The sequence below is a fragment of the Pseudomonas sp. LBUM1676 genome (genome assembly GCF_059695605.1).
The window spans coordinates 3392091-3411986 of the sequence record NZ_CP166777.1 but is presented as its reverse complement, the minus strand read 5'-3'; the positions used below and the strand labels follow the sequence as shown (position 1 = coordinate 3411986).

Sequence of the window (19896 nt, the reverse complement as noted above, 5' to 3'; positions counted from 1 at the left end):
AGTCCTCTTAAAACGTGGTCTTGACAGAGAAGGCCAGGTAATCCCGGTCTTTCAGCGATTGCTGGAAGTTGAATTGGCTGGCTGCGTTGAGATTGGTGTTCTCGGGGCCGTAGTAATGCGTGTACGTCAGGCCTGCCGTAACGCGATCCAGGTAAGTCGCGGTGATACCGATGTTCATGTCGCCGCCGTTATCCGGGCCGAACGAGCTGACAACCGCCGACTTGCCGAGCGGGAAATAACTGAGGCCGACGGGGATACTGATATCGACACCGGAGAAAAACTGGCGATAGGTCGGGGTATAAACCACCTTGAAGCCGAGTCCGTCATCGGTGGCGCCGGGGTCAAGGGCGGCACGGTTTTTCGTGACATTGAGCAGGCGGTTCCAGGCGATCTCACCGACGAATCCCGACTCCTTGGCAATGAAGTTCGGCCCGAACGAAGCGATCACGTTGAGGTTGATGTGCGCTGTGCGCCCGACGGCATAGAGCGCGTCATCGTCGTTGTCGGCCACGACCCCCGGGAGCACGGTGACGCCATTGGAGACCAGCGGCATGTTCCAGCGCATCGAGGCTTCACCGGCAAAGCTGTAGGCATCAACCGTGGTGGAGAAACTGGCGCCCAGCGCGCGGATCTCCTCCGGGTAAACCCAGTAGTAGTCGCCAATCTGGCCCGTGCTGAAATTCGGTGCACCGGCGGAAGGCTTGAGGTAAAGCTTGGGTGTCTTGTCGTGGTACTGGATCGCGTATAAGCCGTACTCCACGGTCTCGGCGTTGTATTTCAGTTGCAGGCCGCCCTGCCCCGAATCTTTGGCGTCTTTATCTTTGCCATGGAAAAACGCCGCCGGACTGCTGGTGTTGCCCCCGAGGAACGCCGGGAAAGGCGCGCCGACGATCAGGCGTTCATTGCCTTCACCGATGGTGTCACTGGTGGAGAAGTAACTGCCCGCGCCCGGCAGGCGCGTTTCTTCCCATTTCAGTTGGTAGAACGCACCGAGCGAGACATCGTCGGTCACTTGAAACGTGCCCGAGAGCTGATTGACCGGGCGAGTGATTTCCTTGAATTGGGTGTTGGGCACGGACTGCGCCTTGACCACATCGACCGGCGCCATGCCACCGGCAATGCCGTTGGCGCCGAAAAACAGGCTTTCGCCCCAGATCAACCCATGTCGCCCGGCACGCAAGGAGGTGGAGCGTTCGGCGACCTCGCCGTTCCAGTAGACAAATGCGTCGAGCAGCTCACCATCGCCGCCGTGCAAGTGTCGGGTGTCGTCGGTGAACTCGTCGTAGCCGACCGAACGCGCGTTAGCGCGGCTCGGATCATTATTGTCGTTGTCGTTCTGGTATTCGGTGTCGTACCACGTCGCGCCACTGAACCTTGCGCCGACGTTTTTGAAGGACATGTCCAGTTCGGAGAGGATGTCCATGCGGTTGGAGATCAGCCCTTTCTGAAAGGCGCGATCACCGTCGTCCTGGTTCAGCGCGACCTGGCCACGGGTCAGTTTGTGGCTAGGATTCTCAGTCCGCCACGCGGCGCTGTATTTCACCGTGTTGTCCCAGCGCAGGTTGAAATCGGGATTACCGGTCTCGACCTGAAAAGCCTGAGCGGTCTGACTGCACAGCACCAATGCTGCCGCCAGACTCAGACCGCAGGGTGCAGAAAGACGAACCGGGCGGCGCGCGAGCGTCGCAGTCGTTGAGCTAACCATCGCGTTAACCTCTTGTTTTTATAGTGGTAACTGCTGTGGGAGTGCTGTGGTGTGGTGTCAGATTGGCTCGGCCGTGCGCGCAAGCATCTGCTTGACCAGACCGATACGGTCGAAGTAACGGTCGTGCTGCATTTCCTTTTCGCCGGCCAGCACAGAGCTTTCGCTGATGAACTTGCACCGCGCAAATCGCCGTTCCATGAAGCGTTCGAGTTGCTGCTGAACGCTGCCGTCAGCCGTGAGTTCTTCACTGAGCACGACGGCATCTTCAATCGCCATGCCGGCGCCCTGACCGAGGTGCGGCGTGGTGGCATGGGCGGCATCGCCGATCAACAGGACGCGACCGCGATTCCAAGGCTCGTCGACGAAAATCACTTCCATCGGCTTGTAGACGACCTGGCTGCTGTCAGTGATTTGCTCGCGCAGTTCGCCGATCAACCCCGTAAAACCCTGCAAGCGCTGGCGCATCTGCTCGGCCAGGGTGGCGGGATCCATCCACGGATTGGTGGGTTCATGGGAGGTCAGGAACATGTACATCATGTCCCCGGCCAACGGCACCAGCCCGGCATTGCCTGCGGCGCTCTGATAGTTGGCGAGGTGATCGATCTGCGGAGCTCGTGGGAAGTTGTAGCGCCACACTGATTGGCCGGTGAAGCGTGGCTGGTAAGTGTCGCCAAATAACAGCTCGCGCACTTTGGAGAACAATCCATCGGCGCCCACCACTAAATCATAGGTGCCGTTGCTGCCGTCGGTGAACACCACCTCCACGCTGTCACCCAAGTCATTCAGCGATTCCACGCTGAGGCCGAGGCGAACATTGGCGCCAAGCTCCAGAGCCGTGGCGCTGAGTACGTTGTGCAGGGCCAGCCGTGAGATGCCGACGTTCGCGGGATATTCAGGGCCTGCCAGGCGCTGACCGGGGATGCGCGCCAGTAGCTGGCCGCCCGGGCCATAAATGGCGACGTCTTCAAAGGCGTATGCCGCATCGAGATAACCGTCGAGCACGCCGAGCTTGGCCATTTCGCGCACCACATTGCTCTGCTGGATAATGCCGACGCCGTACACGGTCCACTGCGACTTGAGTTCGATCAAATCAACTGCAATGCCTTTGCGGCGCAACGCGATGGCTGCACACAAGCCACCAATACCACCGCCCACGATCAGAACTTTGTTCACTGCACTCATGGCAATCTCGCTTCTTATTCTTGTGATTCGATGCAGCGCGGGGCGCTGCGTCGTTGGGTTCAGCTTCCGGGCAAACCAGGGATTTGACTAATCGCGAGTAGGGATGCGATGTATCGCCAGGCGCGATACCTCGTTTCGTGGTTGCACCTCTCCCGCGACGGGCATTTTCAGCACCACACGCCCCTCCTCCAGAAACCATTCGAGCGCCTCCAGCCTCTGACCCAGACACGGGCCGTAGACGCATTCGCCGGTGTCAGGAAGAAACTGCGCACCGTGGGCATAACAGACGATCAACTGGCCATCGGCGGACAGAAACCGGTCTTTGCGGTACTCCAGGCGTACATCCAGATGCGGGCAACTGTTGCGATAAACCCGCACCTGACCTTGGTGCCTCAACGCAAAAACACTGTCTTTTCCGCGTTGCAACGGATCGAATCCACGCGCCTGCCCTTCCACCAGTTCTTCCAGCCGGCACAGGTAAAACCCGTCTTCAGCCATGATTCAGCCGAGCTTCGGTGGCGGACCGCCCGGCGCCCATTTTTCTTTCGAATTGAACAGGAACAGCTGCGAGTTATCCGCCGACAGCGGCGCGCGACGTGCCTCCCAGGCGTCGTCGTGCTTGTCCATGTCGGCGTCATATTCGATATGGCAACCCAGCGGGCTGTTGAAGTACCAGAACCAGTTGGAGCCAAAGAGATGGCGGCCGGGCCCCCAGAAACTGGTCCAGCCTTTTTGCTCGAAACGCGTGCCCGCCAACAACACTTCGGTGCCGCTGCCCATGTGGAATGTGAAGTGCTCGCAGCCTTTCATGTGCGGTGGCGTCTGGATCATGAACAGGCAGTGATGGTCATCAGAACCCGCCGGGCGCATGAATGGCCCGGCGCCGATGAAGGTGTCAGTGGTTCTGAAACCCAGGCGTTCGGCGTAAAACGCCTCGGCTTTCGCCGCATCCGGAACGAAATACACCACGTGTGACAAGGTGCGCGGCAGCGCGCTCATATCCAGGCTGATACCGGGTTGATTGAGCGGACGTTGCGGGGAATTGCCGGCCGCGTTGGTCAAGTCATCCGGGGCGCTGTACGGCTTGCGCACGGTGACCTGGAAAGCAATCGCAAAGCCCATGTCGTCGACGCTATGCAACACGCCATGAGCATCGCGGGTCACTGGCCGATCACGCGCCAGTTCGTCTTCGATCGCATCAAGATCCGCCGTGCCTGCTACGCCGTAGACGGTTTCGCGAATCGACGGCGCCGGGCCGATGGCGGCCGGCAGGTTCGCGTCGTCTGCACGCCGGATGATCACGGCGGTACCGTCCAGCGCTTCAAAACGTCCACCATTACTGTCGACGCCAATCGGCGCGAGGCCATAGTCACGCAGGCAATCGGTACAGGCTTGAATGTCATCGACGCCAAAGATCAGGGCATCAAGGCCAATGATGTTCATGGCTACCACTCCATTGAAATTATGATTGTGGAGACTGCTGCCAAAGGCTGTTCAGGCGATCAGCCATGCTTGGAATCCGGTGGTGGTGTCGGCAAGGCCCGACTGCGGCGAAGATTGACGCGGGAACTGGCAACTGACTAATCGTGTGTCGGGATGCGACCTATCGCCGATCGCGATACCTACGGCGGCGCGCAACGAATGACACAGCGAAAAACGGGAGGGTTGACGCAGCGATGTATTCGTCCGAATGTATCGCGAAAATAAATATAAAAAATGGACGTGGCCTATGCGTTTCAATCACCTGGATCTCAATCTGCTGGTGGCGCTCGATGTGTTGCTCCAAGAGCAGAACATCACCCGTGCCGCCGAACGTCTGCATATGACTCAATCGGCTACAAGCGGGGTACTTGGCCGACTGCGTACCTATTTCGAAGACGAATTGCTCGTCCAGGTAGGCCGCAAGATGCAACCCACACCTTATGCGGTGGAGCTCAGCGAACCGGTACGCGAAGTACTGCTGACGATTCAATCCTCGATTACCGCCAAGCCGGTGTTTTCACCTGCGGTCAGCAAGCGGCATTTTCGCCTGGTGACCTCGGATTATCTAATCAGTGTGCTGTTCGCTCAGGTGATCCAGAAAATCCATCAGGAAGCCCCGAACATCACTTTCGAGATGCTCGGCCCCAGCGACAATTCTGGCGAATTGCTGGTTCGCGGCGAGGTCGACCTGATGATCGTGCCCGAGCGCTACATCCTCGAAGGCCACCCATCCCAGCTGCTGTTTGAAGAAGATCACGTGTGTGTGGTGTGGCAAGGCAACACGCAGGTCGGCGACAGCCTGACCCTTGAGCAGTACATGGAAATGGGCCACGTGTCGGTCGGCTTCGGGCGCACCCGGCACATGAGTATCGAGGAATGGTTCATGAACCAGTACGGCTTCAATCGACGGCTGGAGGTCATCACCAATGACTTCAACACCCTCCCCCAGCTGATCGTCGGCACCCAACGCATCGCCACCATGCACCAACGCCTGGCGCGCCTGTACGCCGAATATCTACCGCTGCGCATCCTACCGCCGCCGGTCAAGATCCCGGTCATGCGTGAATTCATGCTCTGGCACCGCAGCGTCGACGGTGATGCGATGCACCGCTGGCTGCGCGAGCGTATCAGCGAATTCATCACGGATCTGGAACCGGCTGCTATCGCCGCTCGTGATACCTCCCATCCCGAGTCACGATTGGCCAAATAGTCCGGCCGTCCTTAACGTGCCTTGCAATCGTCAAGGCAACCACAAGGACAACAATAATGTTCCGCTACTTCCCGACTAACTACGTTTGGAATCTCTCTGTCGATCTGGCCATTGAAATGGGCGCCCGCATGGGGGAAATCGAAGAGATGTGCGCCCCGCTGCAGGACGCCGCCAAACAGCCTGATGCCGCGGGTACCCAAGCATTTCGCGAAACCTGGGCAAAAATGGCCGACAAACTTTGCGGCCTGGCCGAAGAAGATGAAGGCAACGGCAGGCTGCTTTCCGCCGGCGAAAAATACAGTCGCGCGGCCACCTACTACCTGACGTGCGAACGCTTGCAAGCCCATGGCGCTGCGGGTCGTACCGAGCTGTATCAACGTTTTTTGCAAACCTTCAAACGCGGTATCGAGCTGTCGCGGGAAAACTGTGAGCGGGTGGAAATCGCTTATGAGGGCAAACACATTTCCGGCCTGCTGGTACGCGCCGAAGGTGTGAGCGGCCCCGCGCCACTGCTGGTTCAGGTCAACGGACTGGACTCGACAAAAGAGATGAAGTACCGCGTCGGCCTGCCCGCTTGGTTGGCAAAGCGCGGCGTGTCATCGCTGATCATCGACCAGCCAGGAACAGGCGAAGCGCTGCGCCTGCATAACCTGATCGCCCGTTATGACAGCGAGCATTGGGCCAGTCGCGTGGTCGACTGGCTGGAAACCCGTGGCGACGTGGACCCCAAGCGCATTGGCCTCGAAGGCGTCTCCCTCGGCGGTTATTACTGCCCGCGCGCAGTGGCATTCGAGCCGCGTTTTGCCTGCGGCGTGGTCTGGGGTGCGAACCACGACTGGCGCGATGTGCAAAAACGTCGCCTGGAAAAAGAAGGCAGCTTTCCGGTACCGCATTACTGGTCTCACGTCTGCTGGGTGTGGGGTGCGAAAGACATCGAGGACTTCATGGCTATCGCGGAAAACGTGCATCTGGACGACGTACTGGATCGCATCAAGGTGCCGTTCCTGGTCACCCACGGCGAGAAGGATTCGCAGATCCCGCTGAAGTGGGCGCACCGCACCTACGAACAACTGGTCAATAGCCCGAAACGCGAACTGAAAATCTTCACTGACCGTGAGGGCGGCGTGCAGCATTCCAGCTTCGACAACAGCATCAATGCCGGTCATTACATCGCCGACTGGATCGCCGAAACCCTGGGTGGCCGCACCGCTTGATCCGCTAGTAAACAGCTAACAAAAAAACGCCGGACAATCTTTCGATTCTCCGGCGTTTTGCATTAACGGTTTCAGCCAGGCGCACTATTGATGTCATCAATACGCAGGCATCGATGCAATCTGCTGGTAGCACCCTCGCCTGCTCTCTAGCCTCGCTTTGCATAACAATCACAAAGTGAAGACGCCATGACTGCCCTGCATCTGAAATGCCAGACCCTGTTCGATGGCACCGGACTTGAAACACGCCAACAACAAACCTTGATCGTCGAAAACGGCCTGCTCACTTACGTCGGCTCCACCTCGCTGGCACCCTCTCCCAAGCCAGGCGATACACAGCTGGATGCCGGTGATAATTTCGTGATGCCGGGACTGGTGGATGTACATACCCACCTGGCATTCGGCAACGCTCAAAGCGAAGAAGACATTGATCTGTGGACCAGCGACGAGTTTCGCGCACTGCGCGGGATGTTTTTCGCGCAGCACGTACTGGCTGCCGGTGTCACCAGCATGGTCTGCCCCGGCGACAGCGGCCAGCTCAGCATCGCCGTGCGTAATGCCGTCACCGCAGGCTTGTTCGAAGGCCCGCGCATCGCGGCCAGCAGCCGCGTCATCACCAATCGGCAGAGCCTGAACGACTGGTTCCCGAGCCGGGTGGGCGCCCCGGAATACTTCACAGCTCAACTGGTCACCAGCCGCAGTGACGCCCTCGCGGAAATCCGCAAGCAGGCGAAGGATGGTGTCGACCTGATCAAGATCGCCATGGATGGCACTCACCGCCGCCCGAATGGCGAAATCATCGCTGCCTTCACCGCCGACGAAACCTTCGAAATGGTCGAGGAAGCGCATCGCCTGGGCTGCAAGGTAGCGACTCATGCCTACGGTCGCGAAGCGGTGATGTACGCAGCGCGCGCAGGCGTCGATCTGGTTTTCCATGCCTTTTACATGGACGACGCGTGCATCGAAGCGCTGCTTGAGGCTGGCAGCATCCTTGCCCCAACCATGACCTTTCCACAAAACACTGTGGACTTCTGCCAGCCCCATGACCCGGCGGTCAGCAGCGGTTATGCCGGTTATTGCGCTCGTACACTGGAAGTCGGGGCGGCGGTACTCAAGCGCGCCAAGGCTGCCGGCATACCCTTCGCCTGCGGCAGTGACAGCGGTTTTGCGGTAACGCCTTACGGCGAGTGGCACGCCCGGGAACTTGAGCTGCTGGTAACCCGGCTCGACTTCACACCGGCCGAAGCGTTATACGCCGCGACGGCTGTCGGTGCGCGCTGCATGCCGCGCGGTGAAACCCTCGGCTCGCTGCAAGTGGGCAAGCAGGCAGACTTTCTCTTGCTCGATGGCTCACCGCTGGATGACATCCGCATCCTCCAGGATCGTTCGCGCCTGAAAGCCGTATACAAGGCCGGCCAGCCGGTGCGCATGGATCGTAGCCCCTACAACCCTAAACAGGTGTCCGATTTCAACTCGCTGAAATGGACGGACCTTTACACCCGGGAACGCGTTGCCCAACTGGGCAAGTGGGCTGTATGAGGACAGATGCCATGCAACGACTTGACCTGCTAACTGCCACGAACATAGCGAGTGACGCCATCCTCATCGCTCGGGAAACCGGGATCAAGCCTCTGGGCGTCGCCGTACTGGATGCCGCTGGCCATCCTCTGACGGTTCTGCGCGATGACCAAGCAACTTTCCTCCGCCCACAAATCGCCACCGGTAAGGCACGCGGTTGCCTGGGCATGGGTTTTGGCGGACGTGAATTGGCGCGACGCGCACAGGCGATGCCGGCGTTTTTCGACGCCATCAACAGTTTGACCGGCGGAGAGGTGATTCCCGTGGCGGGCGGCGTGCTGATCCGTAATACCGAGGGTGTAATTCTCGGTGCCATCGGCATCAGTGGCGATAGCTCGGACAATGACGAACGCTGCGCATTACACGCAATCGCCAAGGCAGGATTGGTGGCCGACAGCGGCGATCAGGTGCCGGGCTGATCGAGCAACGTGGCCTGTTCCAGTAGCAGGCCGCGAAACCATTGCATGGCCGGGTCATGTTCTTGATAGGGATGCCATTGCAGGACTTGCTCAGCCTGCGGAAAAGCCAGCGGTGTTGGATGAATGCGCAACGGATAACGCTGAACGAAGCGTTGTGCCTGTCTGTGAAACACGGTGGCGATGCGCGCGGTGCCGACAATGAACTCCGGCATCAGCACAAAGCTTTCAACGGTCACCGCCGCTCGCCGTTCAATGCCTAGTTCATGCAGGTGCACGGCATCCATCGCAAGGTTTCGCCCGTCGGCAAACTCGCGCACCACGTGCTCGGCGGCGCAATAGTCGGCCAGGCTCAGGTGTTCGGCAAACTGCGATTGTTGCGCACAGACGATGCAACAGAGTTGGTCAGTCATCAGCGGCACATGCGAGTAGGCGGGATTCATGCGACGCTGCGGCACGATCACACAATCACTGCGCCGATAGTCGAGCGCTTCGCTGACGACATCGCCATCGCGCGGAACAGGCATGTCCCGCAGGCTTAAACGAATTCTCGGAGCGATACGCGCCAATGCACGGCTGACTGCCGGAAACAGCACGTCGGCCACGTAATCGGATGCCACCAGGGTGATGTGCCGATTGCAGTTGGCGGGATCAAAATTCAGCGGTGCGTCGACGATTTCCCGCGTCAGTGCCAGGGCAGCACGCACCTTCGGCAGCAACTCCAGGCCCAATGCCGTTGGTTCCAGCCGCCGTCCCACTTGCACCAGTAATGGGTCGTTGAAATGTTCACGCAAACGGCCAAGTGCCGAACTGGCAGCTGACTGTCCCAGGCACAGACGCTCGGCCGCCCTGCTGACACTGCATTCGCTCAGCAAAGCATCCAGTGCAACCAACAGGTTAAGGTCGAGGCGTCGATATCGCATGCGGGTTCCGCTGAAGGTTATGGATAAGTATTTCTCCCGTCTTACGGGCATGATTAAAAGCACGTCATGACCTTATAGAGATGGGTACTGATGCGCCAATCGCATGCTCGGTTGGGACGTATCGTCAATAAAGATACTAAGCGCGCAAGTTTGCGTTAGTTGCTCAAGGGGAGCCACTAATCAGAAGCCCAATGCGAACGAAGCACTATTGCACCTCTAAAAGGTAGCGGTTGCCCGGCGACTGCTGTTCGCCGGAAGTAGCCCAAAGGTGAGCTTTTGCTATTTGGTTTAAAATCGCCGCTCTTGAACGAGTCCATCTGGCGCAGCTATAGTTGCACGACGACGTGCGCCGGCTCGCGCCCTTGGTCCTGCACCATCGGCCCCCTCTGCAGCCACTTGCCGAGGTAGGCACCACACGCCGAGGACGTTCGAATCGTCCGGCGCTATTGGCCGTTGCGCAATTGGCGCACATGCCAGTCGCACATAGTTTCAGGGTCTAGCACTTGCACTCATTCCAATTTTCCGCACTCGCCCAGTTCAATCAATGTGTCGATCAGGCACCGTACCTTAGGTCGCAGATGCGCGGTCTTTGGCCACAGCGCATAGACCGTTAGAGGCTCGGGCTCGTAGGCGTCCAGTACGCTCACCAACGCTCCTGATTCAAGGTGCTCGCGTACCACGCACAGCGGCATTTGACACAATCCAAGACCCGCCAGCGCCACATCGATCATCGCTTGGCCGTCGCCAATTTGATGGGTAGCTGGTGGAACAATGCGCCGCCCGTGGCCATCCTCGATTACGCGCCACCCCAAGGGTTGCCCACGTCGGTAGGTGACGATGCCCGCATGAGCGTAAACCTCGTCAAGTGTCTTTGGTGTGCCATTGGCTTGCAGGTACGCGGGCGCGGCGCAAATGATCAGACGTTGGCGCGTTAGCGGGCGTGCAATAAGGCCTTGTTGGTTGCCTGGGTCACCGAAGCGGATAACCAGGTCTACCCCTTCCTCCACCGGATCGATCAAATGGTCGTTGAACGTCAGGGTAAACGACAGGCCTGGGAAACGCTGGCCGATCTCCAGCATCACCGGCAGGATCAACCGCCGCCCAAGTGCTACAGGCATATCAACCCGCAACTGGCCGGACGGTTCATGGGCTTTGGACGTCAGGCAGTTTTCCACATCACGGATTTCATCCAGCGCGCCGCTACATGCGGCCAGATAGGCTTCGCCATCAGCGGTCAGTGACAGTCGGCGTGTCGTGCGGTGAAACAACATCACTCCAAGGCGCCGCTCCAGGCGAGCGATCGCTTTGCCAACAGCAGACTTCGAGATATTCAATCGTTCTGCAGCATCTGTGAAGCTGACAGAGCGTGCCGTGGTCACAAAGGTGTGAATACCCGCGAAATTGTCATTAGTGGACATCAGCAAACTCATTGGGGACTGAAAGGCGTAAGTTTAGAGATTTTGAGCCTGTTTATCAGGCTCCTGATCTACTTTAGCATTGCCAGCCTTCCTCACCTACACCCCATATTTGTTGAACTCATGAAGCCCATCGCAAAAAAACTGCCTATCGCCATCGCCATCGCGCTGACCACATCCATGGCAACCGCTTATTACTTGTCAGGAACCAGCGCTCAGAACCAGGCGCAGGCGGCAGACCCCATCTCAGCCGCCGCAGCGCCAGAAGTCGATGTCGCTACACCTGTATCGGCACAGATCAACGAGTACCAGACCTACTCGGGCAAACTCGAAGCCATCGATACCGTTGATGTCCGGCCACTGGTGTCCGGCACTATTACCGCCGTGCATTTCAAGGATGGTGCCCAGGTCAAGCGTGGCGATCCGCTCTTCACCATCGATACCCGCCTTTATCAGGCGGCGGTAGATCAGGCTCAGGCCGACGTCGCCGGTGCAAGCGCCCGCAATACCTATGCCCATACTGACGCGGCACGGGCCAAGCGATTGCTAACCCAGAACGCTATTGCCCAGCGTGATCTGGATGCCGCGCTGCAGTTGGAACTGACCGCTTCCGCTGACCTCAAGTCCGCCCAGGCACTCCTGCAAACCGCACGCGTCAACCTGGACTATTGCCATGTCGTCGCGCCGGTCAGCGGTAAGGTTTCGCGGGCCGAATTGACCTTGGGGAACGTTGTTGCCTCAGGTGCCACAGCGCCCATGCTGACCCGGATTGTGTCCATTTCGCCGATCTATGCGGCCTTTGACGTCGACGAGAAAACCTACGTGCGTTTTCTCGGCCAACCCCATGAACAGCCCGTAAAAGTGGCGCTGGGATTGGCTAATGAATCAGCTTTCGGCCGCCTGGGCGTCGTGGATTCAATTGACAACCAGCTCAACGGCAACTCCGGCACCATCCGCGTGCGTGCACGCTTTGACAATCCCCAAGGGTTGCTATTGCCGGGTATGTACGCCCACGTGAAGGTCAGTGCCGGACAACGTCGCCAGGCGCTTCTGATCAACGAAGCCGCAATAGGCACCGACCAGGATCGCAAGTATGTGATGGTGGTCGACGCTCAGGGGCGCGTACACCAACGCGAGGTCACACTGGGCGATCTTTATGGCGGCCTACGCATCGTCGACAGCGGCTTGGGACCCGAAGACCGAATCATCGTCAGTGGTATGCAGCGCGTGCATGTCGACGACGACGTCAACCCCCGCACGGTCGCCATGGACACCCAGCCTGGAACCTTGTCGGCGCACCGATAAGCTCTTGCTCTAAATCCATATTTGCTCAAACCCGACGCGGTAGTCACTGCGCGTCGCCGCATCTCTATTACCAAAAGAAAACCTTTCGATGAAATTCTCCAGATTTTTCATCGATCGCCCCATCTTCGCCGCCGTGCTTTCGGTCGTGATCTTGCTGTTGGGTGTGATCGCTGCATTCAAGTTACCCATTTCCGAGTACCCGGAAGTCGTACCGCCCCAAGTACTGGTGCATGCCGAGTTCCCCGGTGCCAACCCCAAGGTGATTGCCGAAACGGTAGCCGCGCCCATTGAAGAAAAGATCAATGGCGTAGAAAAGATGTTGTACATGCAGTCCCAAGCCAACAGCGACGGGCAGATGACAACCACGGTCACCTTCGAGCTGGGCATGGACCCCAACCTTGCCCAGCAGTTGGTACAGAACCGCGTATCCCAAGCTCTGCCGCGCCTGCCCGAAGCGGTGCAGAAGCTGGGCGTGACCACGATCAAAGCATCCAGCACCATGACCCTGGCCGTGACGTTGTTCTCGCCTAACGATCAATACGACGTGGATTACCTGCACAACTACGGGCTGATTCATATACGAGACCGCCTCGCGCGCATTCAAGGCGTGGGCGACGTGCAGCTCAAGGGTGGCGGCGACTATTCCATGCGTGTATGGCTTGACCCACGCCAGTTGGCAGAGCGCCAACTGGCTGCCTCAGATGTGGTCAGCGCGATTCAGGCACAAAACGCGCAAGTATCGGCAGGCATGGTGGGTGCTAGCCCAAGTGCGCCGGACGTGAAGATGCAACTGGACATCAACGTCAAGGGCCGCCTGCAGACGCCGGAAGAGTTCGAAGCCATTGTTCTGAAGACCAATGCCGATGGTGGCGTGACCTACCTGCGAGACGTGGCACGGGTAGCGCTCGGCGCATCGGATTACACCCAGAGCACCCACCTCAATACCAAGGTCTCGATGAGCATCTGGGTGTTCCAACAGCCTGGAGCCAATGCACTTCAGATTGCCGATGATGTGCGCCGCGAAATGGCAGATATTGGCAAGGATATGCCCAAGGGCGTGAGTTACGGCTTTAACTACGACCCGACCCGGTTCGTGGCCTCCAGCATCGAGGCGGTGGTCCATACCCTGCTCGAAGCCATCGCCCTGGTGGTGCTGGTGGTCATTGTGTTCCTGCAAAACTGGCGAGCGGCGCTGATTCCGTTACTCGCAGTACCGGTCGCTATTGTCGGGACCTTTTCACTCATGTTGGCGTTCGGTTTTTCGATCAACGCTTTATCGCTCTTTGGCATGGTGTTGGCAATCGGCATCGTGGTCGATGACGCCATCGTGGTGGTGGAGAACGTGGAGCGCAATCTGGAGCATGGACTCAGTCCCAAGGAAGCGACTTACAAGGCCATGGACGAGGTCAGTGGCCCGATCATCGCTATCTGCCTGACACTGGTTGCGGTGTTCGTGCCACTGGGGTTCATGTCCGGTCTCACAGGCCAGTTCTACCAGCAGTTCGCGATGACCATCGCGATTTCGACCATCATCTCGGCGTTCAACTCGCTGACGCTGTCGCCTGCGCTTTCCGCTTTGCTGCTGCGCAGCCCCCATGCGCCCAAGGACCGCCTGACGCGCGGGATGGATCGGGTATTGGGGCGTTTTTTCGGCGCGTTCAACCGGCTATTCCAGCGTGGCTCGGATGCCTACGGTAAAGGAGTCGGCGGTACCCTCAAGCACAAGAGTGCCATGCTGATTTGCTATGCACTGCTGCTAGGGCTCGCGGTGCTCATGGGTGATGTTGTGCCCGGCGGGTTTGTGCCAGCGCAAGACAAGCAATACTTGATCGCGGTCGCTCAATTGCCTAACGGCGCTACCCTTGAGCGCTCCGATGAGGTGTCGCAGGAAATGGGCCGCATGGCCCTGAAGGAACCCGGCGTCGGCTTTACCGTCGCTCATGCAGGCCTGTCGATCAACGGCTTTACCTCCTCGTCCAGTTCGGTAGTGATGTTCCTGCCACTCACCGCTTTCGACCTGCGCTACGGTCACGGTGCGACCCTGAGCGCCGATGCCATCGCGCAGTCCTTGAATCAGAAATTCACTCAGATCAAAGACGCGAAAATCTCTGTTTTCTCGCCCCCACCCGTACTCGGGCTGGGCACTCTGGGTGGTTTCAAACTGCAGCTCGAAGACCGTGGCGCGTTGGGCTATCAGGCACTGCATGACGCCACCGAAGCATTCATCGCCGCCGCTGCCAAGGCGCCAGAACTGGGGCCGCTGTTTAGCAGTTACGACATCAACATCCCGCAACTGGATGTCGAGGTCGATCGAGTGAAGGCACAACAGTTAGGCGTGCCAGTCAATGAGGTATTCGACACCCTGCAGATCTATCTGGGATCGCTGTACGTCAATGACATCAACCGTTTTGGCCGGGTTTATCAGGTTCGCGTCCAGGCTGATGCACGCTACCGGGCCTTTGCCCAGGACATCGGCAAGTTGAAAGCCCGCAGCCGCACTGGCGAGATGGTCCCACTGGACACCCTGCTGCACGTAACACCCACCTATGGTCCGGAAATGGTGGTGCGGTACAACGGCTTCACCGCCGCAGATATCAATGGTGGACCCGCGCCAGGTTATTCCAACAACCAGGCCCAGGCGGCCATCGAGCGCATCGCCAAGCAAACCCTGCCAGCGGGTATCAAGTTTGAATGGACCGATTTGGCCTATCAGCAACAACTGGCCGGCAACGCCGCGATGATGGTGTTCCCGATCTGCGTGCTACTTGTGTTTCTGGTATTGGCGGCCCAGTACGAAAGCCTGTCGTTGCCCCTGGCCGTGATCATGATCGTACCCATGAGCATCCTGTCTGCCCTGCTGGGCGTGTGGCTGACCGAGGGTGACAACAACATCTTCACCCAGATCGGCCTGGTAGTGCTGGTGGGGCTTTCGGCCAAGAACGCGATCCTCATCGTCGAATTTGCCCGAGAGCTGGAGATGCATGGGCGCAGTATCGCCGAAGCGGCCATCGAGGCGGCACGGCTGCGGTTGCGGCCGATCCTGATGACGTCAATGGCCTTCATCATGGGCGTCGTACCCATGGTGGTCGCCTCCGGCCCAGGCTCGGAAATGCGTCACGCCATTGGTGTCAGCGTGTTCTTCGGCATGCTGGGGGTGACGGTCTTTGCCTTGATGCTCACCCCGCTGTTCTACGTACTGTCACGCAAGCTGTCCGGCGGCAAGTCGCTGGTTGCCGAGCATCACCGCACTGCCGATATCGAGGCCTGATCCATCATGAACTTTGCTTCAGTGAAACACTGGGCCGGCGTCTCGCTGGTCACCTCAGCCCTGCTCTCGATGTCTGCGTGCTACTCACTGGCGCCTGACTACAGCGTGCCCGACGATCAGACACTGACGCCTTACAAGGAGCAGAACCTGACGCCCCCTGCTGGCTGGAAAACTGCACAACCGGCTGACCAGATGCCTCGGGGGCAATGGTGGCAGGTCTTTGGCGACCCGTTGCTCAATGATCTTGAAAGCCGAGCCTTGAGCGCCAACCAGAACTTGAAACAGGCAGCAGCCAGGGTTCAGGAAGCTCGCGCCTACCATCAAGGCGTCGAGTCCCGACGTTTGCCAAGCCTGGATGCAGGCTTTGGGCCCTCACGTGAACGCGACTCGCACTCTTCGACTGACGGTGCTCAACCTGCGACGACGTACTGGAGAGCGCAGATGAACGTGGCCTATGAGGCCGACTTGTTCGGTCGCGTCAGCGACGCCACCAAGGCATCCGGCGCCGAGGCTGAGCAGAGCGCTGCGCTTTACCAGTCGGTGCTACTGGCGCTTCAGGCAGACGTCGCGGTCAATTACTACCAACTCAGAAGCCTGGATGCGCAAATCAAGGTCTACGACGACACCCTCAAGCTGCGTAACGATGCTCTGGCGTTCGCCCGCAGCCGTTCCGAAAGCGGGCAAGACAGCCAACTGGATCTGATGCGCGCGCAAACAGAGCTTGCGTCCACGCAAGCCGATTCACTGGCGCTGGCTCGTGCTCGTGCGGTCAGTGAACACAGTCTTGCCGTGCTGCTGGGTCAGCCCCCGGCCAGCTTCAATTTTGCGGCAAAACCGATTGAGGCACTTGCCTTGCAGATTCCGGCCGGAATTCCATCGGCCCTATTGGAGCGCCGGCCGGACATCGCTGCCGCAGAGCGGGCCATGGCCGCGGCGAATGCGCGGATCGGCGTGGCCAAGGCCGCCTACTTCCCGTCACTGTCGTTGACCGGGACGGCAGGTTACGAGGGCAATACGCTGAGCGAGTTGTTCCAAGGCTCCAGCAAAGCACTCCTGCTTGGCCCACTCACTGGCACCATGCTGCGCCTGCCATTGTTCGATGGTGGCAAGCGCAAGGCAGATCTGGAAAATGCTCGCGCCGCTTACCAGGAGCAGGTCGCACAGTATCGTCAGACCGTGCTTAACGCATTGCTTGAGGTCGAGGACAATCTAGCCGGCGTGCGTCTTTTGGAGCAGCAAGCGCAGGCTGAGACCCAAGCCGTCAATGCCTCCAGGGGGGCCAGCCGCATCACCCTGGCGCAGTACCACGAAGGCGCAAGGGATTACCTGAGCGTATTGGAAGCCGATCGCAGTACCTTGCAGGCAGAGCGCAGCCTGGCCGGGCTGTACGGCGAACAGTCGATAGCCACGGTACGATTGATTCGTGCGCTGGGCGGTGGCTGGGGCAAAGCGACCAGCGAGGCGGCCGCGGTCCGATAAACCACTACCGTTGCGCCGCCCGAGCTGTTCGCGCGGCAAAACGGTAATGTCGCCGGACCGCCTGCGACATCGATGAGTATCTTCATTGGAGCACCGCAACCCAGTGCACAAAAAAAGGTCTGACCGCGACCGTAAAATCCCAGAAGTCCAGGCTGTAATTGAACGTTAACTTCGTCCATGCCCCCAGTACTGAAAAGCTCCATACCCCGTAACCTGCCATCAATACCGCAGCATCCGAATTTGCCAGCTTCGCAACGGGCCAATCCAGCCTCCTGCCCTGCCCTGCCCGCGCTCTTAGCGAAGCGAAGCACCTGACGCTTCCGGCTGCCGATACGTGCGGGAGCGGATCAGCGCGAAGATGCCGCCAGATCCTCTTCGACGAAGCGCAGCATCGCCTCCGCCAGCGCCTCTCGCGGATAGGCATTCTGTGTCACCCATAGTGAAGCGAGGGTCGAATGCGTTCGGGCGATCGGTACTGCCAGTGCCCAATGATCGGCATTGATATAGCCCATCAGGGTGCTGCCAGGCACAACCTGATCGTAGAAGATCACTTGGCTGTCGTTGCGGGCATCGATGCGCGCCAGCTTGTTGTAACTCGATTTCAGCACGGCCGAGATGTGATCCGGCTGCGGGAAGGTAACGAGCGAATAGTAGTTGAGATCGGACGGCAGCCGGTTCTGCGCCAGCCAGCGCTTGCGCGTTGCGGGTCGCAGGCTGTCGATCGCGCCACCGTCGCCCGAATCGCAGGTCGCACCGGGAAAGTACCGCAACAGGTCCGCCTGGTACTGCTCGGCATCGTTGGCCAGCGCCGAGCCGCCGACCGAGCCGGCGGCGCTGATCACTGCCGCCACGCGGCCGCGAATTTGCGGGTAATCGACCATCGCTTCGAGAATGTCGGGCGCGCCCTTCGAATAGCCGATCAGGACGAGGCGCGGCGGTCCGGCGTCGGCTGGCATCGCCATGATCGCGTCGCGTATTTGCCGAGCGTTGTTTGCGGAGCTCGATAAGGCGTCGACCTTGATCTGCACCAGGTCATATCCGAACTGGCGCAGATGAGTCGCTACGCTGCCGGGCGCCTGCAGCCATTGCTCGAAGCATTCGTAGCCGACGCCGGCCACCACAGCGCCGATCAGACGGCGTTTCGATTGACCGAGATCAACGGGTTTGCCAGTGCCACCAGGTTCGTTACCGACGCGCGTCAGTGCCTCCTCGCAACGGCGGCTATCGGGCAGGACGCTTGCTCGCGTGTCGAGGATCGAGCAAAAAATCTCGCGAAAGCGCCCCCGCTGGTCCTGCACGCCGGCCTGCGACGCAGGGACCAGCACAAGCGGCGGTGTGTCCGGCGAGTAGGCAATCAGCGGCGCGGGTGTGCAGGCGGTGAGCGCATGGCAGCCCGCGATCATCAGCCATGCCATGCCAGCGCTGCACAACAATGGGTGGGCACCGTACAAACGGCCGGCCGAGTCATTCGGCCTGCCGAACAGATCACTTGCGGGCATCGTCGACCTCCTTGCGTGCAGGCGATTCGCGCGGGTCCAGATACGGTTCCCAATCGAGCATCTGCACCTGCGACAGGCTGAGCGGCCGCGTCGCAAAGAACATGACCGCACGCAGACCGTCGCTGAAGTAATGGGCGCCGCTGAACGTCGTTCGCGATTGTGCCTGGGACACGGGACCGACGCCGGTGACGAACCCGAGCTTGTCCAGGCCGGCTGAATACATCATGTCCTGGATCAGCAGATTTCTCGCCTCATCGACGTCCTCATGCAAGACGAGGTTTTCCGAATCGCGCGGTGCAAAGCGCCCGCCAGTCGGTCTTGCGACCTGCGCGAGATAAACGGATTGACCGTCGAAGCGCATTGGCGTGATCCACACGCGCACCCAAGTCGCCGGCGCACCGGCTTGCGATTGCTTGCGAACCACGGCATCGGGCATGCGGCCGAACGCACGTTCGGCCGCATCCGCGGGGTGCGCGGCGCGCCGGTAGCCGCGGCGCACAAATGCGGTGGCGATATCGGCGAACTCGCCGACGAGAATCGCGTTGAACGGATCGCCGTTCGCCCTGCCGTTTGCGTCAGCGGCGCAGCAGGGAAGGCGCTCCAACGCGGAACGCAACGCGGCCAGATCGTCATAGTCCTTGATCTCGGAACCGTGATGCTGGAACAAGCCCTCGGCAAACCATTTTTCCCCGGCATCGTCCGGCACCCGCAAGAAGAGGGAGAACGGGATCAGCGACTTTCTCTGCAGCAAATCGATATTCAGCAGCCGTGTAGCGCGCTCCGGTTTGATGAACAGCACGCCCGCTTCCGTTTCACCTGGCAGGACGGGATTCTTGAACCCCAGTTGGTCCAGGTGTGCATTGATGCGCGCGTTCGCCGCCGGGGTGAATATCCCGTGCATGGACCAGGCGACTTCGAGTGGCGAGAAATAATCGGGATCGGTTCCCGGGCGCAGCAACATGAGCGGATCGGCGGTCTGGTTCTCGACTTCGACCCACACGGGCTGCACGCGCGTCTTGTCCAACTCTACCCCCAGCATGCGCCGCCTGTCTTCGGCACTGAGCACGGCGGCGCTGACGCGTATCTCGTGCCTGGTGGCCGTCTGCGCACGTTCACGCAATCCGCAGGTACTGAAATCGGCAGGCGCCTGCCAGGTCGCACAAGCAACGGCGAGCGCTAGAATCGCGGCACAACTCATGGCGCACAAGCAGCGCATTGCACAT

Annotated in this window: 15 protein-coding genes; 7 read left to right on the top strand and 8 right to left on the bottom strand. The window is 59.6% G+C overall.

Annotated elements, in window-relative coordinates; all coding sequences use genetic code 11:
* Positions 1–7 precede the first annotated feature (7 nt).
* From ACA041_RS15755 to ACA041_RS15740, 4 genes are all read right to left on the bottom strand, one after another.
* Positions 8–1705, bottom strand: a complete 1698-nt coding sequence (locus tag ACA041_RS15755) for a DUF1302 domain-containing protein (RefSeq protein ID WP_497441967.1) — start codon at positions 1703–1705, stop codon at positions 8–10.
* Positions 1706–1762: 57 nt separating this feature from the next.
* Entirely contained in the window at positions 1763–2887 is a 1125-nt protein-coding gene (locus ACA041_RS15750) for an FAD-dependent oxidoreductase (RefSeq protein ID WP_497441966.1), read from the bottom strand.
* Positions 2888–2974: 87 nt separating this feature from the next.
* Positions 2975–3385, bottom strand: coding sequence for a Rieske (2Fe-2S) protein (locus tag ACA041_RS15745; protein WP_497441965.1), 411 nt, complete (start codon positions 3383–3385; stop codon positions 2975–2977).
* Between the two features lie 3 nt (positions 3386–3388).
* Positions 3389–4330 carry a VOC family protein gene (locus tag ACA041_RS15740; RefSeq protein ID WP_497441964.1) on the bottom strand — a complete coding sequence of 314 codons (942 nt, stop codon included), beginning with the start codon at positions 4328–4330 and terminating at the stop codon, positions 3389–3391.
* Between the two features lie 286 nt (positions 4331–4616).
* On the opposite strand from ACA041_RS15740, the gene ACA041_RS15735 reads away from it, so the two are divergent.
* The 4 genes from ACA041_RS15735 (at position 4617) to ACA041_RS15720 (ending at position 8787) form a co-directional block, all read left to right on the top strand.
* On the top strand, positions 4617–5579 hold the full coding sequence (locus ACA041_RS15735; protein WP_497441963.1) for a LysR family transcriptional regulator: 963 nt from the start codon (positions 4617–4619) through the stop codon (positions 5577–5579).
* A 56-nt stretch (positions 5580–5635) separates the two neighbouring features.
* A complete protein-coding gene (locus tag ACA041_RS15730) occupies positions 5636–6793 on the top strand; it encodes an alpha/beta hydrolase family protein (RefSeq protein ID WP_497441962.1) in 1158 nt (385 codons plus the stop codon).
* Between the two features lie 186 nt (positions 6794–6979).
* Positions 6980–8329: a metal-dependent hydrolase family protein gene (locus ACA041_RS15725; RefSeq protein WP_497441961.1), complete on the top strand. Its 1350-nt coding sequence runs from the start codon at positions 6980–6982 to the stop codon at positions 8327–8329.
* Positions 8330–8340: 11 nt separating this feature from the next.
* Positions 8341–8787, top strand: coding sequence for a GlcG/HbpS family heme-binding protein (locus tag ACA041_RS15720; protein ID WP_497441960.1), 447 nt, complete (start codon positions 8341–8343; stop codon positions 8785–8787).
* On the opposite strand, the gene ACA041_RS15715 is transcribed toward ACA041_RS15720, so the two are convergent.
* Together ACA041_RS15715 and ACA041_RS15710 are read right to left on the bottom strand one after the other, a co-directional pair.
* Positions 8772–9707, bottom strand: coding sequence for a LysR family transcriptional regulator (locus ACA041_RS15715; RefSeq protein ID WP_497441959.1), 936 nt, complete (start codon positions 9705–9707; stop codon positions 8772–8774). The two genes, ACA041_RS15720 and ACA041_RS15715, sit on opposite strands and share 16 nt — an antisense overlap.
* Positions 9708–10216: 509 nt before the next feature.
* A complete protein-coding gene (locus ACA041_RS15710) occupies positions 10217–11125 on the bottom strand; it encodes a LysR family transcriptional regulator (RefSeq protein ID WP_497441958.1) in 909 nt (302 codons plus the stop codon).
* Between ACA041_RS15710 and ACA041_RS15705 the strand changes: the two genes are divergently transcribed.
* From ACA041_RS15705 to ACA041_RS15695, 3 genes are all read left to right on the top strand, one after another.
* The gene (locus tag ACA041_RS15705; protein ID WP_497441957.1) at positions 11093–12427 is read left to right on the top strand and encodes an efflux RND transporter periplasmic adaptor subunit; all 1335 of its coding nucleotides are present in this window, start codon (positions 11093–11095) and stop codon (positions 12425–12427) included. The genes ACA041_RS15710 and ACA041_RS15705 overlap by 33 nt on opposite strands.
* 88 nt (positions 12428–12515) lie before the next feature.
* Complete coding sequence (locus tag ACA041_RS15700; protein WP_497441956.1) at positions 12516–15695, top strand: efflux RND transporter permease subunit; 3180 nt, start codon at positions 12516–12518, stop codon at positions 15693–15695.
* A gap of 6 nt (positions 15696–15701) precedes the next feature.
* Positions 15702–17174: an efflux transporter outer membrane subunit gene (locus tag ACA041_RS15695; RefSeq protein ID WP_497441955.1), complete on the top strand. Its 1473-nt coding sequence runs from the start codon at positions 15702–15704 to the stop codon at positions 17172–17174.
* A 347-nt stretch (positions 17175–17521) separates the two neighbouring features.
* Here the strand turns inward: ACA041_RS15695 and ACA041_RS15690 are convergent, their stop codons facing one another.
* Positions 17522–18673, bottom strand: a complete 1152-nt coding sequence (locus ACA041_RS15690) for a lipase family protein (protein WP_497441954.1) — start codon at positions 18671–18673, stop codon at positions 17522–17524.
* Positions 18660–19871, bottom strand: a complete 1212-nt coding sequence (locus ACA041_RS15685; RefSeq protein WP_497441953.1) for an LssY C-terminal domain-containing protein — start codon at positions 19869–19871, stop codon at positions 18660–18662. The genes ACA041_RS15690 and ACA041_RS15685 overlap by 14 nt, the downstream gene beginning before the upstream one ends.
* Between the last annotated feature and the right edge of the window lie 25 nt (positions 19872–19896).

What these genes read in the sequence shown, in the direction of transcription:
- ACA041_RS15755 (WP_497441967.1), bottom strand. Translation starts at nt 1,705, where the DNA reads ATGGTTAGCTCAACGACTGCGACGCTCGCGCGCCGCCCGGTTCGTCTT.
- ACA041_RS15750 (WP_497441966.1), bottom strand. Translation starts at nt 2,887, where the DNA reads ATGAGTGCAGTGAACAAAGTTCTGATCGTGGGCGGTGGTATTGGTGGC.
- ACA041_RS15745 (WP_497441965.1), bottom strand. Translation starts at nt 3,385, where the DNA reads ATGGCTGAAGACGGGTTTTACCTGTGCCGGCTGGAAGAACTGGTGGAA.
- ACA041_RS15740 (WP_497441964.1), bottom strand. Translation starts at nt 4,330, where the DNA reads ATGAACATCATTGGCCTTGATGCCCTGATCTTTGGCGTCGATGACATT.
- ACA041_RS15735 (WP_497441963.1), top strand. Translation starts at nt 4,617, where the DNA reads ATGCGTTTCAATCACCTGGATCTCAATCTGCTGGTGGCGCTCGATGTG.
- ACA041_RS15730 (WP_497441962.1), top strand. Translation starts at nt 5,636, where the DNA reads ATGTTCCGCTACTTCCCGACTAACTACGTTTGGAATCTCTCTGTCGAT.
- ACA041_RS15725 (WP_497441961.1), top strand. Translation starts at nt 6,980, where the DNA reads ATGACTGCCCTGCATCTGAAATGCCAGACCCTGTTCGATGGCACCGGA.
- ACA041_RS15720 (WP_497441960.1), top strand. Translation starts at nt 8,341, where the DNA reads ATGCAACGACTTGACCTGCTAACTGCCACGAACATAGCGAGTGACGCC.
- ACA041_RS15715 (WP_497441959.1), bottom strand. Translation starts at nt 9,707, where the DNA reads ATGCGATATCGACGCCTCGACCTTAACCTGTTGGTTGCACTGGATGCT.
- ACA041_RS15710 (WP_497441958.1), bottom strand. Translation starts at nt 11,125, where the DNA reads ATGTCCACTAATGACAATTTCGCGGGTATTCACACCTTTGTGACCACG.
- ACA041_RS15700 (WP_497441956.1), top strand. Translation starts at nt 12,516, where the DNA reads ATGAAATTCTCCAGATTTTTCATCGATCGCCCCATCTTCGCCGCCGTG.
- ACA041_RS15695 (WP_497441955.1), top strand. Translation starts at nt 15,702, where the DNA reads ATGAACTTTGCTTCAGTGAAACACTGGGCCGGCGTCTCGCTGGTCACC.
- ACA041_RS15690 (WP_497441954.1), bottom strand. Translation starts at nt 18,673, where the DNA reads ATGCCCGCAAGTGATCTGTTCGGCAGGCCGAATGACTCGGCCGGCCGT.
- ACA041_RS15685 (WP_497441953.1), bottom strand. Translation starts at nt 19,871, where the DNA reads ATGAGTTGTGCCGCGATTCTAGCGCTCGCCGTTGCTTGTGCGACCTGG.